11 protein-coding genes are annotated in these 13,057 nt (G+C 73.4%); 6 read left to right on the plus strand and 5 right to left on the minus strand.

Annotation, left to right across the window (positions count from 1 at the left end; genetic code table 11):
• Positions 1–2: 2 nt before the first annotated feature.
• Positions 3–437, plus strand: a complete 435-nt coding sequence (locus IS481_RS14215) for a VOC family protein (protein ID WP_104359109.1) — start codon at positions 3–5, stop codon at positions 435–437.
• A 12-nt stretch (positions 438–449) separates the two neighbouring features.
• Here IS481_RS14215 and IS481_RS14220 read toward each other — a convergent pair whose 3' ends face one another.
• From IS481_RS14220 to imuA, 3 genes are read right to left on the minus strand one after another with little or no spacing between them, the layout of a single operon-like run.
• A complete protein-coding gene (locus tag IS481_RS14220) occupies positions 450–3,626 on the minus strand; it encodes an error-prone DNA polymerase (RefSeq protein ID WP_104359108.1) in 3,177 nt (1,058 codons plus the stop codon).
• 11 nt (positions 3,627–3,637) lie between these two features.
• Positions 3,638–4,999, minus strand: a complete 1,362-nt coding sequence (locus IS481_RS14225) for a Y-family DNA polymerase (protein ID WP_232529305.1) — start codon at positions 4,997–4,999, stop codon at positions 3,638–3,640.
• The gene (gene imuA / locus IS481_RS14230) at positions 4,950–5,777 is read right to left on the minus strand and encodes a translesion DNA synthesis-associated protein ImuA (protein ID WP_104357889.1); all 828 of its coding nucleotides are present in this window, start codon (positions 5,775–5,777) and stop codon (positions 4,950–4,952) included. Before imuA ends, IS481_RS14225 begins: the two co-directional genes overlap by 50 nt.
• Positions 5,778–5,978: 201 nt before the next feature.
• On the opposite strand from imuA, the gene IS481_RS14235 reads away from it, so the two are divergent.
• A complete protein-coding gene (locus IS481_RS14235; protein ID WP_272867899.1) occupies positions 5,979–7,124 on the plus strand; it encodes a sigma-54 interaction domain-containing protein in 1,146 nt (381 codons plus the stop codon).
• 107 nt (positions 7,125–7,231) lie between these two features.
• A complete protein-coding gene (locus IS481_RS14240) occupies positions 7,232–8,230 on the plus strand; it encodes an aldo/keto reductase (protein WP_104357888.1) in 999 nt (332 codons plus the stop codon).
• Between the two features lie 118 nt (positions 8,231–8,348).
• Here IS481_RS14240 and IS481_RS14245 read toward each other — a convergent pair whose 3' ends face one another.
• Both IS481_RS14245 and msuE read right to left on the minus strand, forming a co-directional pair.
• Complete coding sequence (locus tag IS481_RS14245) at positions 8,349–9,227, minus strand: nitroreductase family protein (RefSeq protein ID WP_104357887.1); 879 nt, start codon at positions 9,225–9,227, stop codon at positions 8,349–8,351.
• Between the two features lie 113 nt (positions 9,228–9,340).
• On the minus strand, positions 9,341–9,919 hold the full coding sequence (gene msuE, locus IS481_RS14250; RefSeq protein WP_104357886.1) for an FMN reductase: 579 nt from the start codon (positions 9,917–9,919) through the stop codon (positions 9,341–9,343).
• A 300-nt stretch (positions 9,920–10,219) separates the two neighbouring features.
• Here msuE and IS481_RS14255 point away from each other — a divergent pair, with 300 nt between their 5' ends.
• The 3 genes from IS481_RS14255 to IS481_RS14265 are packed head-to-tail and all read left to right on the plus strand — an operon-like array spanning position 10,220 to position 13,049.
• Positions 10,220–11,125 carry a TauD/TfdA dioxygenase family protein gene (locus tag IS481_RS14255; protein ID WP_104357885.1) on the plus strand — a complete coding sequence of 302 codons (906 nt, stop codon included), beginning with the start codon at positions 10,220–10,222 and terminating at the stop codon, positions 11,123–11,125.
• Between the two features lie 54 nt (positions 11,126–11,179).
• Positions 11,180–12,205 carry an ABC transporter substrate-binding protein gene (locus tag IS481_RS14260; RefSeq protein WP_104357884.1) on the plus strand — a complete coding sequence of 342 codons (1,026 nt, stop codon included), beginning with the start codon at positions 11,180–11,182 and terminating at the stop codon, positions 12,203–12,205.
• Position 12,206: 1 nt separating this feature from the next.
• Positions 12,207–13,049, plus strand: coding sequence for an ABC transporter ATP-binding protein (locus IS481_RS14265; RefSeq protein WP_104357883.1), 843 nt, complete (start codon positions 12,207–12,209; stop codon positions 13,047–13,049).
• The last annotated feature ends 8 nt before the right edge of the window (positions 13,050–13,057 follow it).

A 13,057-nucleotide genomic window follows, 5' to 3' on the forward strand; every position in this document is an offset into this window, starting at 1 on the left:
GCATGCACCCGACCGCCAAGGACACCCGCTGTACCGTCATCCCCTGCCTGCGCTACCGCGACGCCCCGGCCGCGATCGACTGGCTGTGCCAGGTGTTCGGCTTCGAGCGGCATCTCGTGGTGCCGGACGACCACGGGGGCATCGCCCATGCGCAGCTCGCCTTCGGCAACGGCATGGTGATGGTCGCCTCGGCCGACCACGAGTCGGAATACGGCGACCTGGTCAACCTGCCGGACCAGGTGGGCGGCGTGGAGACGCAAAGCCCCTACCTGATCGTGCAGGATGCCGACGCGGTCCATGCCCGCGCGCAGGCGGCCGGCGCGCAGATCGTCATCCCCCTGCGGGACGAGCCCTACGGCGGTCGCGGCTTCACCTGCCGGGACCTGGAAGGCCGGCTGTGGAGCGTGGGCACCTACGACCCGTGGACCACGCCCTGACGCGCCCCGCCGTCAGCGGAAGTCCCGGCTGCGCGTGCCCAGCCGGCCGAGCAGCGGGGTGAGGTTCTCCAGGCGGTCGGCGACCAGGTGGCACACGCCGTCCTGGCGCTGCCAGCGGCCGTACACTGCCAGCAGGCGCGACTCCAGCAGCACGCGGCGCTGCCGGTCGCGCACGCGCGGCCAGACGATCACGTTGACCGCGCCGGTCTCGTCCTCCAGCGAGACGAAGATGGTGCCCTGGGCGGTGCCGGGCTGCTGGCGCATCGTGACGATGCCGCAGGCGCGCGCCAGCCGGCCGTCGGGCAGCGCGTGCAGCGCGGCCGAGGTCATCAGCCGGCGCCGCGCCAGCAGCGGGCGCAGCAACTGCAGCGGGTGGCTGCGCAGCGTCAGCTTCAGCGCGCTGTAGTCGAACAGCACCTCCTCGCCTTCCGGCGCGGGCAGCAGCTCCAGCTGCGGTTCGGCCACCGGCGCCTCGCCGAGCAGCGGCGGCGCCGGCTGCCAGGCCGCGGCCTGCCAGACCTGCTGGCGCCGGTGCCCGGCCAGGCTGCGCAGCGCGTCGGCGCCGGCCAGGCGCCTGAGGTCGGACGCATCGAGCGCGGCGCGCCGGGCCAGATCCTGCACGTCGGCGAAGGGGCCGTCGCGGCGGGCCTGCACGATGCGCTCGGCCGCCGGCCGGCCCAGGCCCTGGATCATCTGCAGCCCGAGCCGCACCGGCGGCTGCCGCCCGGGCGGGGTGGCGTCCAGGTCTTCCAGCGCCGCCTCGACCGCGCTGTACTGCACGTCCACCGGACGCACCTCGACGCCGTGGCGGCGCGCGTCCTGCACCAGCTGGCTGGGCGAATAGAACCCCATCGGCTGCGCATTCAGCAACCCGGCCAGGAAGGCCGCCGGCTCGTGGCACTTCATCCAGCTGCTGGCATAGGCCAGCAGCGCGAACGAGGCGGCGTGGCTTTCCGGGAAGCCGTACTCGCCGAAGCCCTCGATCTGTCGGAACAGCGCCTCGGCGAACTCGGCCGCGTAGCCGTTGCGCGTCATGCCCTCGACGATGCGCTGCCGGAACGGCGTGACGTCGCCGTGGCGCTTCCACGCCGCCATCGCGCGGCGCAGCCGGTCGGCGTCGCCGGGCGTGAAGTCGGCGCACAGGATGCACAGCTGCATCACCTGCTCCTGGAAGATCGGCACGCCCAGCGTGCGGCCCAGCGCCTGGCGCAGGCGCGGGTCCTCGATCTCCAGCGGCGGCAGGCCCTGGCGGCGGCGCTCGGCGGCCAGCTCGCGCTGCTTCAGGTAGGGGTGCACCATGCCGCCCTGGATGGGCCCCGGCCGCACGATGGCCACCTGCACCACCAGGTCGTAGAAGTTGCGAGGCTTCAGGCGCGGCAGCATGCTCTGCTGCGCGCGGCTTTCGACCTGGAACACGCCGATGGTGTCGGCGCGGCCGATCATCTCGAAGGTGGGGCCGTCGTCGTCCGGGATGTCCTGCAGGCGGAAGCGCCGGCCGCGGCGCTGCGAGATGAAGTCCAGCGTGCGCCGGATCGCGCTCAGCATGCCCAGCGCCAGCACGTCGACCTTCATCAGCCGCAGCGTGTCGAGGTCGTCCTTGTCCCACTCGATCACGGTGCGGTCCGGCATCGCGGCGTTCTCGATCGGCACGATGCGGCTGAGAGGCCCCTTGGCGATCACGAAGCCGCCGGTGTGCTGGCTCAGGTGGCGCGGGAAGCCGCGCAGCTGCAGCGTCAGCGCGATCCACTGCTGCACGCGCGGCTCGTCCAGGTCCAGCCCCAGTTCGGCCAGGCGCTCGCCCATCACGTCCAGGTGGTCCCAGCCGTGATAGCTCCTGGCCAGCGCGTCGATGTGCACCTCGTCGAAGCCCAGCGCCTTGCCGACGTCACGGATCGCGCTGCGCGAGCGGTAGGTGATGACGGTGGCGGCCAGCGCGGTGCGGTCGCGGCCGTACTTCCGGTAGAGGTGCTGGATCACCTCCTCGCGGCGCTGGTGCTCGAAGTCGACGTCGATGTCCGGCGGCTCGTTGCGCTCCTTGCTGATGAAGCGCTCGAACAGCGTCTCGATGCGCGCCGGGTCGATCTCGGTGATGCCCAGGCAGTAGCACACCGCCGAGTTGGCCGCCGAGCCGCGCCCCTGGCAGAGGATGCCCTGGCTGCGGGCAAAGCGCACGATGTCGTAGACGGTGAGGAAGTACTTCTCGTACTTCAGCTCGCCGATCAGGGCGAGCTCGCGCTCGATCAGCTCGTGCACCTTCGGCGGCAGCCCCTGCGGGAAGCGCTCGCGCGCGCCCTCGTAGGTCATGCGGCGCAGGTAGCTGGCGGCGGTCTCGCCCGGCGGCACCACCTCCTCGGGGTACTCGTAGGCCAGCTCGCCGAGGCTGAAGGTGCATTGCGCCGCCAGCTCGACGCTGGCCTGCAGCAGCTCGGGCGGGTAGACCTGCGCCAGGCGCAGCCGCGAGCGCAGGTGCCGCTCGGCGCTGGGCTGCAGGGCGGTGCCGCAGTCACGCACCGGACGGCCGAGGCGGATCGCGGTCAGCACGTCCTGCAAGGGCTTGCGCGAGCGCACGTGCATGTGCACGTCGCCGGCGGCCACCAGCGGCACGCCGGTCAGCCGCGCGACCTCGCGCAGCCGGTGCAGCCAGGCGTGGTCGTCCAGCTCGCGCAGCAGCTCGACCGCAAGGCGGCCCCGGTCGCCGAAGGCGCGCCGCAGCCACTGCGCCTGCGCGTACACGGCGTCGAACGAGGCCGAGCGATCCGGCACCAGCAGCACGAAGCAGTCGTGCAGGGACGCCGGCACCACCTGCGGCCAGGCGAGGCGGTAGCTGCCCTTGGCGCTGCTGCGGCGCAGGCGCGTGATGAACTCGCTCAGGTTGCCGTAGCCCTCGCGGTTGCGCGCCAGCACGAACAGGCGAAACGGCGTGTCGGCCTCGACGCGGAACTCGCTGCCGACGATCAGCTTCAGGGCCGGCCCGGCCCGGCCCTGAAGCTTGGCTTCCTCGCGCAGTTCCAGCCAGGCCTGGTAGGCGCGCACCACGCCGGCGAGCGAACATTCGTCGGTGATCGCCAGCGCCACATAGCCCAGCTCATGCGCGCGCCGCACCAGCTCGCCCGGGTGCGAGGCCCCGCGCTGGAAGCTGAAGTTCGACACGCAGTGCAGCTCGGCGTAGGCCGGCAGCAGGGCCTCCATCGCCCCTCCCCTCAGCCGAACACGCCGTGCAGGAACCAGCCCGCCGCCGTGCCGGCCGGCACCCGCTCGCGGTAGATCCACAGCAGCCCGGCGCGCTCGTTCCAAGCGACGAAGTAGTCGCGCCCGGCCCGGCCCGGCTCGCCCGGCGTCACCGCCCACCAGCCGGCCTCCACCCGGTGCGGGCCGGCCAGCAGCTGCAAGGGGCCGTGGTGTTGCGGCCGGTTCTGGCGCGTGGCCAGCGGCTGCGGCTGCGGCAGCAACCAGCCGGGCTGCGGCAGTCCCGCGGGCAATGCGGCCACGGACCCGGCCGCCGCCCCGGCGACCGCGGCCGGCACCCAGCGCTGCATGGCCTCGGGGCGGTGGTCGGAGCACAGCACCGGGCGGCGCACCCGCTCCGCGCCGAGGCGGGCCGACAGGCGTTCCAGCAGCTGGGCGAGCGTCTCGCCCTCGCGCACCTGGCGGCCGGCGGTCAGCGGCAGCGCCGGGCCGGCCGGCTGCAAGGGCTCGGGGGCGTCGGCGCGCAGTCCCAGCTCGCCGACCGGCCCCGGCAGCGTCACGTGCGCCAGCAGCTCGCCGAGCAACCGTGCCAGGTGCTCCGGCTCGCGGGTCGGCTCGCCCAGGCGCACCTCCAGCTCGCCGGCATCGTCGACCCCGCTGCGGTGGAAGTCGTGCCGCCAGCACAGCACGAAGCGCCGCACGCCGGCATGGCGCGCGGCCAGCCAGCCGCACATCTGCAGCAGCAGCCGGCGCGCGCCGAACATCAGCGCCGGGGCCGACTCGACCCGCCCGGGCAGCTCCAGCCAGGCCTCGAAGGTCTCCGGGCAGCACAGCCACTCGAAGCTCTCGGGCCGCTCGCCATAGGCCTGGTCCAGCGCCTCCAGCAGCGCCGCGCCGCAGCGGCGCGCCAGCCCCGCGCGCGGCAGCGCCCGCACCTCGCCCAGCGTGCGGCAGCCCAGGCGTTCGAGCAACGGCAGGTGTTCGGCTGCGGCGGTCAAGGCAGCCAGCGGCGCGGCGTCGAGCCGGGCCCGCCAGCCGGCGCGCGCCAGTGCGGGCGCGGGCGACCCGCTGCGGGCCAGGGCCAGCGCCGCCCGCGCGGTCGGCGCGCGCGCCAGCGCGACGCAGCCCAGCACCGGCGCTTCCTGCGCGACGCGCCGGCACAGCGCGCGCGCGCCGCCGAACAGCCGCAGGCTGGCCTGCACGTCCATCAGCACCGCCTCGTCGAGCAGCGTCACGCGCGGCGTGTACTGCAGCGCCCAGCAGCCGATCGCCTGCTGCTGCGCCAGGTCGTGCGCCGGCACGGCGCCGGCCGCGGCCCGGCCGGGCTCAGGCGACGACGGACAGGGCGGTGCGATCAGGGCCAGCCAGTACGGCATCGCGGGCCTCCTGGTTAGGCGCGGACGGGGCCGGAGCCGCCGGCGGCGCGGCCAGGCTGCGCAGCCGGGCCGCCAGCACGCCGGCCAGGCGCGGCGGCAGCGCCGGCAGCTCCAGCACGCCCTCGTGCGCCGGACCGCGGCGCTTGAGCACCCGCACCTGCAGGCTCCAGGGCCATGCCCCCGGGGCCACGGCCAGGCGCAGCGGCGCCAGCGAGGAGTCCTGTGCGGCCTGCTGCGGCCGCAACGCGAACAGCGGCAGATCGGCCTGCTGGGCATGGGCCTGCAGGCGCCGCAAGGCCGCCACGCGCGCCTGCGGCAGCCACAGCAGCACCGCCGCCGTGTCGCGGCAATGCAGTGCCTGTTCGGCGGCCCACAAGGCCTGCTCCGGCGTCCCTGGCGCCACCCACACCAGCCGCGCCGGGTCCAGCCCGGCCAGCGCGAGGCCGGCCGCATGCGGCATCAGGCCGGCGGGGGCGCCGACCAGCACGCAGGCCCCGCCCTCGGCGGCCAGCGCGCGCAGCGCCGGCCCCAGCAGCCGCCATTCGCAGCCGGCGCCGGGCGGCAGTAGCAGCTCGGTCAGGGCCTGGCAGGGCCAGCCGCCGCCGGGCAGCTCGCGGTCCAGCACGGGATGCCCGGTCGGCAGCACCCGGGCCCCGGCGCCGCCCAGCTGGTGGCCGCGCCAGAGCCGGCCGCGCTCGGCCAGGGCCTCGACGTCCGCAGGCAGCGACAAAGACGACGACGCCGGCTCGGCCGGCGCCAGGGCAAGGGTGGAAGACATGGCGAAGACTGTATGTTTATACAGTATATGAGCCCGGACGCCCGGGGCGGAAGTCACCCTGCAGGCCGCTCGGATGCCGCCCCCGGCCGCCGCATGCCATGCGCTGCGCGCATATCCAAGCGCGAAATGATGCGTTGGCGGCCGCCGCCGCGCCCTCTATGGTTGGGCCCTTGCCGTCGCCGCATCGACCGGACCCTGCCCGTGAACCACCTGCTGACGTTTCCCGACCCCGGCGCCATGGCGCTGTCGATCCGCGCCAAGGCCCTGCTGTTTCACGATCCCCGCTCGGTCGCCCTGCTCCGGCATGTCGAACGCGTCGCGCGCAGCGAAGCGACCGTGCTGGTGGTCGGCGAGACCGGCACCGGCAAGGAACTGATCGCGCGCCACATCCATGCGCAAAGCGGCCGCAGCGGCCCGTTCGTCGCGGTCAACTGCGGGGCGTTCAGCGAGAGCCTGATCGACGCGGAACTGTTCGGTCACGAATCGGGCGCGTTCACCGGCGCCTCGGGCGCGCGCGCCGGCTGGTTCGAGGCCGCCAACGGCGGCACGCTGTTCCTCGACGAGATCGGCGACCTGCCGCTGGCCCTGCAGGTCAAGCTGCTGCGCGTGCTGCAGGAGCGCCAGGTGGTGCGGCTCGGCTCGCGCCGCCCGATCCCGCTGGACGTGCGGCTGGTCGCCGCGACCAACGTGGACCTGCAGGCTGCGGTCGAGGCCCAGCGCTTCCGCGCCGACCTCTACTACCGCCTGAGCGTGGCCACCATCGAGCTGCCGCCGCTGCGCGAACGCCCGGGTGACATCCTGCCGCTGGCGCGCCACTTCATCGACCTGTACCGCCACAAGCTGGGCCTGGAGGCCGTCACGCTCGCGCCGGACGCCGAGGCGGCGCTGCTGGCCTATGGCTGGCCGGGCAACATCCGCGAGCTGGAGAACGTCATTCACTATGCGCTGATCGTGTGCCGCCACGGCGTGCTGCGCGCCGCGGACTTCCGCTTCGCGCCGGTGCGCTCGCCGCTGGCCGACGCCACCCACGCGACGGCAGCATCGCACCCGGCTGCCGATGCCGAGACGGAAGAACCGGCGGCGCTGGCGCCGTTCGTCGCCGCACTCGACGCCCTGCTGGCCGCGCCCCCGCCGGCACTGTTCCAGGAACTGGAAGCCGCCATCGTGCGCCGCGCCTTCCGGCTGTGCCGCGACAACCAGGTGCAGACCGCGCGGCTGCTCGGCATCACGCGCAACACGCTGCGCACGCTGCTCAAGCGCCACGGCCTGCTGAATGCCCCGAGGCCCCGGACACCCTACGGCCTGGCCACGGCCGAGCCGCGCAAGCAGCCGGCGCTCAGCCACTGAACGCCTGCCGGCGGGTGCGGCCGCCGGCGCGATCCTCGCGTAACCCCTCTGCACGCGCGCACCGGCGCTCCCTACACTGGCGCGCATTTCCGTCCGCACACGCTGCCATGACCCTGCCCACCACCCGACTCGGCCGCACCGGCCTGACCGTCTCGCGCCTGGCGCTCGGCACCATGACCTTCGGCCTGCAGACCGACGAGGCTGGCGCGCGCGCCATCCTCGACCGCGCCGCGGATGCCGGCATCGACTTCATCGACACGGCCGACGTCTACCCGCTGGGCGGCACGCTGGCCACCGTCGGCCGCACCGAGGAGATCCTCGGCCGCTGGCTGCAGGGCCAGCGCCAACGCTACATCGTCGCGACCAAGGCGGTCGGCGCCACCGGCCCCGCCCCCTGGGACCAGGGCGCGTCGCGCAAGCACCTGCTCGACGCGATCGACGCCTCGCTGCGCCGGCTCGGCACCGACTACGTGGACCTGTACCAGCTGCACTTCGACGACCCGCACACGCCGCTGGACGAGACGCTGCAGGCGCTCGACACCATCGTGCGCAGCGGCCGGGCGCGCTACGTCGGGGTTTCCAACTTCCTCGCCTGGCGGCTGGCGCGCGCGATCGGCCGCACCGAGCTGCTGCGGCTGGCGCCCATCGTCTCGGTGCAGCCGCGCTACAACCTGCTGTACCGCGAGATCGAGCGCGAGCTGCTGCCGCTGGCGCAGGAGGAAGGCCTGGGCGTGATCCCCTACAACCCGCTGGCCGGCGGCCTGCTGACCGGCAAGCACCGCCTCGACACCGGTCCGACCGAAGGCACCCGCTTCACGCTCGGCACCGCCGCGGAGCGCTACCAGGAGCGCTACTGGGAAGCGCGCAAGTTCGCCACCGTGCAGCAGCTGCAGGCCGTGGCGCAGGAGGCCGGACTGTCGCTGACCACCGCGGCGGTGGCCTGGGTGCTCGCCAACCCGGTGGTGACGGCCCCCATCATCGGCGCCAGCCGCGCCGAGCAGCTCGACGCGAGCCTCGCGGCCGTGCAGCTGGCGCTGGACCCGCAGGTCAAGGCCAGCTTCGACGAGCTCACCGCCGAGTACCGGCGCGGCGACTCGCTGCGCTGACGCCGCGTACGGCCCTCGCAGGCGGTACTGAACGGCCCGCGGCACTGCCGCCCGGCCCACCTGGCCTGCGCCGCCTCCTCGGTGCGCGAAACGCGCCACCGGCGGCCGGCCCCGGGGCTCAGCGCAGTTCGAACCCCTGGCCGTGCAGCGCCTCGACCAGGCGGTGGCGCCCCTTGAGCGCGGCCGGGTCGCGCAGGCGGTCGAGCACCTGCGTGCTCCAGGCCGGATGCGCGATCCCCTGCGCGGCGAAGTAGGCCTGCAGCGCCTGGTCGTACTCGGCGATCGCCTCGGGCGGCGCGGGCTGGTAGCGCTCGCGCGACAGCACCGCCTCGGGCGCGAGCCGCGGCTTGACGTACGCCGGCCGGGCCTCGTCCGGCCAGCCGATGCAGTGGCCGAACACCGCGTGCACCTGCGGCGGCAGCCCCAGCTCGGCCGCGACCTCCTCGGGCCGGTTGCGCATCGCGCCGATGTAGACCGAGCCGAGCCCGAGCGACTCGGCAGCGACCAGCGCGTTCTGCGCCGCCAGTGCCGCGTCGATCGCGCCCATCAGGAAGGTGTCGAGGTACTGCGGCCCCTCGATCGTGCGCCCGGCCGCCTCGGCCACGCGCTGCAGCCGGGACAGGTCCACCAGCCACACCAGCAGCAGGGGCGCTTCCTCCACGTGGCGCTGGGTCCCGACCAGCGCGGCCAGGCGCTGGCGCCGCCCGGCGTCCTCGACCACCACCACGCTCCAGGTCTGCAGGTTGGACGAGCTCGGCGCCGACTGCGCCGCAGCGACCAGCCACGGCAGCAGGTGCGGCGGCAACGGATCGGGCCGGAACGCGCGCACCGAGCGGTGCGCCAGCAGCGTGTCCAGCACCGGGTTCCAGGCCGCGGCGTTGCCGGCGTCCACCGACTGCGCGGCCCGCCCGGCACACGGCTGCTCGCCGTAGCGCAGGCGGATCGCCGCGCGTGCGGCCTCGAGCAGGGGCGAGGGTCGTGGCGTACTGGCGGTCATCGTCCGGGCTCCATGGAACAAGATGCCGGCATGGTAGACCGCCCCGGGCCACCGGCCGCGATGACCGTCCCGCCCCCGCGGGAGGGCCTCGTCTCGTGCAGCGTGGCCATCGCTCAGGCCGCCAGCGCGACCGGCTCGGCCTGGCGCACGGCCACGGGACGGGAGGCGAGGTACGGCAGGGCCCGCTCGACCGCCAGGTCGATGCGCGCCGACAGCGCCCCGTCGCTCACCTGGTAGTTGCTGAAGTCGCGGTCGGTGCCGTAGACGCCGATCGGCAGCGTGCGCGCCTGGAAGAAGCTGAACAGCGGGCGCAGCTGGTGGTCGATCACCAGCGCATGGCGCTCACTGCCCCCGGTGGCGGCCAGCAGCACCGGCTTCTCGACCAGCGCGTGCTGGTCGACGAAGTCGAACAGGTGCTTGAACAGCCCGGTGTAGGTGGCGCGGAACACGGGGCTGGCGACGACCAGGAAATCGGCCGCCTCGATCGCGTCCAGCGCCTGCCGGGCCACCTCGGGCAGTTCCTGGCGGTACAGCGCGGCGCCCAGGTGCGGCCACAGCTCGGACAGGCTCAGCACCTGCGACTGCGCGCCGCTGGCCTGCACCAGGCGCGCGACGATGGTTTCGGTCAGGGCAAGGGTCTTGGACGGACGCTGCAGTCCGCCGGACACCGCGACGATCTTGGGAGTGGTCATGGCTCGAGGCTCCGGAGTGAAACGCGACGGCCGGCGCGCCACAGGGGCCACGCCGGCCGATGCCCCGCCTCATGCAGCCCCCGTGCCAGCGTCGCAGGCGGTCTCGGCGCGGCCTGCTGGTGGGTCCCGCGCAACGCCTGCTGGCAACCCGACACCCGCGCCGCCACCGTGCTGGATTCCCAGCAAACCCGCGTGGGGCCTTGCAAATGCGAAGACCGAGCATGCGTATGCGAAACCCTTCGTTCCGGCGCGCCGGCAAGCTCCCTAGAGTGGCTGCACCGAATCCAACAGGGTAGTCAGATGTCCGCTGTTTTTGAGCCCACGCCCGCCGCGCAAGCCCGCCCCTCGTCCCGCTCCGGGGTCGAGATCCGCCGCCTGGACGCGCCGTTCGGCGCCGAGGTCCTCGGCCTGGACCTCGGCCAGCCGCTGCCGGAGGAGACCTTCCGCGCCATCCACCGCGCCCACCTGGAGCACCACGTGCTGGTGTTCCGCGACATGCACATCACGCCGCAGCAGCAGGTGGACTTCAGCCGCCGCTTCGGCCCGCTGCAGATCCACGTGCTGCACCAGTTCCAGCTGCCCGGCCACCCGGAAGTGCTGGTGATCTCCAACGTCATCGAAAACGGCAAGCCGATCGGCCTGGGCGATGCCGGCCACTACTGGCACTCGGACATCTCCTACAAGGAAAAGCCCAGCCTCGGTTCGCTGCTGCATGCGCAGGAGCTGCCGGCCGAAGGCGGCGACACGCTGTTCGCCGACCAGCACCAGGCCTATGACGCGCTGCCGGACGAGCTCAAGCGCGCCATCGCCGGCCTGAAGGCCGAGCACTCCTACCTGAAGAAGTACGAGGAGCTGCGCGCGCGCAGCCCGTGGCGCCCGCCGCTCAGCCAGGAGCAGATCGAGCAGGTGCGCCCGGTCGTGCACCCGGTGGTGCGCACCCACCCGGAAACCGGCCGCAAGGCGCTGTTCGTCAGCGAGCACTTCACGACCCGCATCGTCGGCTGGCCCGAGGACGAGAGCCGCGACCTGCTGCAGCGCCTGTTCGAGCACAGCACGCAGGAGCGCTTCGTCTACCGCCATGTCTGGCAGCCGCACGACATGGTGTTCTGGGACAACCGCTCGGTGGTGCACCTGGCCACCGGCTGCCCGGCGCACCTGCGCCGCCGCCTGTACCGCACGACGATCGAAGGCGACGCGCCGTTCTGAGCCGCGCGACACCTTCTGCCACACACCACGCACACAAGATCACGGGGTCATCACATGCCAGTCATCCGCAGCTCGGCTCGCCGACGCTTCCTCTCCCTCGTCCTGGCCGCCAGCGGCGCGCTGGGACTCGCCGCCCCCGCCCATGCCGAGGGGCGCCTGCGCATCGCCGAACAGTACGGCGTGGTCTACCTGCTGCTCAACGTCGCGCAGGACCAGAAGCTCATCGAGAAGCACGGCAAGGCCCAGGGCATCGACATCCAGGTCGAGTTCGTCAAGCTCTCCGGCGGCGCCGCGATCAACGAGGCGCTGCTGTCCGGCTCGATCGACGTCGCCGGCGCGGGCATCGGCCCGCTGCTGACGCTGTGGGACCGCACCCGCGGCCGCCAGAACGTCAAGGGCATCGCCGCGCTGGGCAACTTCCCGTACTACCTGGTCACCAACAACCCGGCGGTCAGGACGATCGCCGACTTCACCGACAAGGACCGCATCGCCACGCCGGCGGTGGGCGTCTCGGTGCAGTCGCGCATCCTGCAGCTGGCTTCGGCCAAGGCCTTCGGCTACGACCAGTACAACAAGCTCGACAAGCTGCAGGTCGCCCTGCCCCATCCCGAAGCCGCCGCGGCGATCATCAAGGGCGGCACCGAGGTGACGACCCATTTCGCCAGCCCGCCGTTCCAGGAACAGGAGCTTGCGGCCAACCCGAACGCGCGCGTCGTGCTCAAGAGCTATGACGTGCTGGGCGGCCCGTCCTCGGCCACCGCGCTCTACGCCACCGAGCGCTTCCGCCAGGAGAACCCCAAGACCTACAAGGCCTTCGTCGACGCGCTGGCCGAGGCGGCCCGGCTGATCAAGGCCGATCCCGAGCAGGCGGCGGACATCTTCCTGCGCGTCAACAAGTCGGGCATCGACCGCAAGCTGCTGCTGCAGATCATCCGCAGCCCCGAGGTCGAGTTCACGCTGACGCCGCAGAACACCTACGCGCTGGCCGAGTTCATGCACCGCGTCGGCGCGATCAAGCACCGCCCGGCCTCGGCGCGCGAGTACTTCTTCGACGACCCGCACAACGCGGCAGGCAGCTGAGATGGCCAACGTTTCCGTGCTGCGCGGCGCCGAACCCGCCCTGCCCGCCCCGCTGCTGCAGGTCGACGGCGTCAGCCTCGAGTACGCGACCGCGACCCGCCGCGTGCGCGCCACCCACCGGGTCAGCTTCGACGTGCACCGCGCCGACCGCTTCGTGCTGCTGGGCGCCTCGGGCTGCGGCAAGAGCTCGCTGCTCAAGGCCGTGGCCGGCTTCGTGCCGCCGCGCGAAGGCGAGATCCGCCTCGACGGCCGGCGCGTCGAGGGCCCGGGCCCGGACCGCATCGTCGTGTTCCAGGAGTTCGACCAGCTGCCGCCGTGGAAGACGGTGCTGGCCAACGTGATGTTCCCGCTGCGCACCGCGCGCCGGCTGGGCAAGGCCGAGGCGCGCGACCTGGCGATGGACGTGCTCGCCAAGGTCGGGCTGGCGGACTTCGCCGGCGCCTACCCGCACGAGCTGTCCGGCGGGATGAAGCAGCGCGTGGCGATCGCGCGTGCGCTGGCGATGCAGCCCAAGGTGCTGCTGATGGACGAGCCGTTCGCCGCGCTCGACGCGCTGACCCGGCGCCGCATGCAGGAAGAGCTGCTCGCGCTGTGGGAGCAGGTGCGCTTCACGCTGCTGTTCGTCACGCACTCCATCGAGGAGGCGCTGGTGGTCGGCAACCGCATCCTGGTGCTGTCGCCGCACCCGGGCCGCGTGCGCGCCGAGCTGAACTCCCCGGGAGCCGGGGTCGCGGGCACCCCCGCGTTCCAGGCCCAGGCCCAGCGCATCCACGACCTGTTGTTCGAGGTGCCGGCCGCCGCGCCGGCCTCCCCCGACGCCGCGCCGCTGGCGCTGCGGGCCTGAGCGCCCGC

Origin of the sequence: Caldimonas thermodepolymerans, from assembly GCF_015476235.1 — a bacterium.
GTDB classification, from domain to species: Bacteria; Pseudomonadota; Gammaproteobacteria; order Burkholderiales; family Burkholderiaceae_C; genus Caldimonas; species Caldimonas thermodepolymerans.

Bases quoted from the DNA above. Each gene is read 5' to 3' on its own strand.
- IS481_RS14215 (WP_104359109.1), top strand. From the start codon at position 3: ATGCACCCGACCGCCAAGGACACCCGCTGTACCGTCATCCCCTGCCTG.
- IS481_RS14220 (WP_104359108.1), bottom strand. From the start codon at position 3,626: ATGGAGGCCCTGCTGCCGGCCTACGCCGAGCTGCACTGCGTGTCGAAC.
- IS481_RS14225 (WP_232529305.1), bottom strand. From the start codon at position 4,999: ATGCCGTACTGGCTGGCCCTGATCGCACCGCCCTGTCCGTCGTCGCCT.
- imuA (WP_104357889.1), bottom strand. From the start codon at position 5,777: ATGTCTTCCACCCTTGCCCTGGCGCCGGCCGAGCCGGCGTCGTCGTCT.
- IS481_RS14240 (WP_104357888.1), top strand. From the start codon at position 7,232: ATGACCCTGCCCACCACCCGACTCGGCCGCACCGGCCTGACCGTCTCG.
- IS481_RS14245 (WP_104357887.1), bottom strand. From the start codon at position 9,227: ATGACCGCCAGTACGCCACGACCCTCGCCCCTGCTCGAGGCCGCACGC.
- msuE (WP_104357886.1), bottom strand. From the start codon at position 9,919: ATGACCACTCCCAAGATCGTCGCGGTGTCCGGCGGACTGCAGCGTCCG.
- IS481_RS14255 (WP_104357885.1), top strand. From the start codon at position 10,220: ATGTCCGCTGTTTTTGAGCCCACGCCCGCCGCGCAAGCCCGCCCCTCG.
- IS481_RS14260 (WP_104357884.1), top strand. From the start codon at position 11,180: ATGCCAGTCATCCGCAGCTCGGCTCGCCGACGCTTCCTCTCCCTCGTC.
- IS481_RS14265 (WP_104357883.1), top strand. From the start codon at position 12,207: ATGGCCAACGTTTCCGTGCTGCGCGGCGCCGAACCCGCCCTGCCCGCC.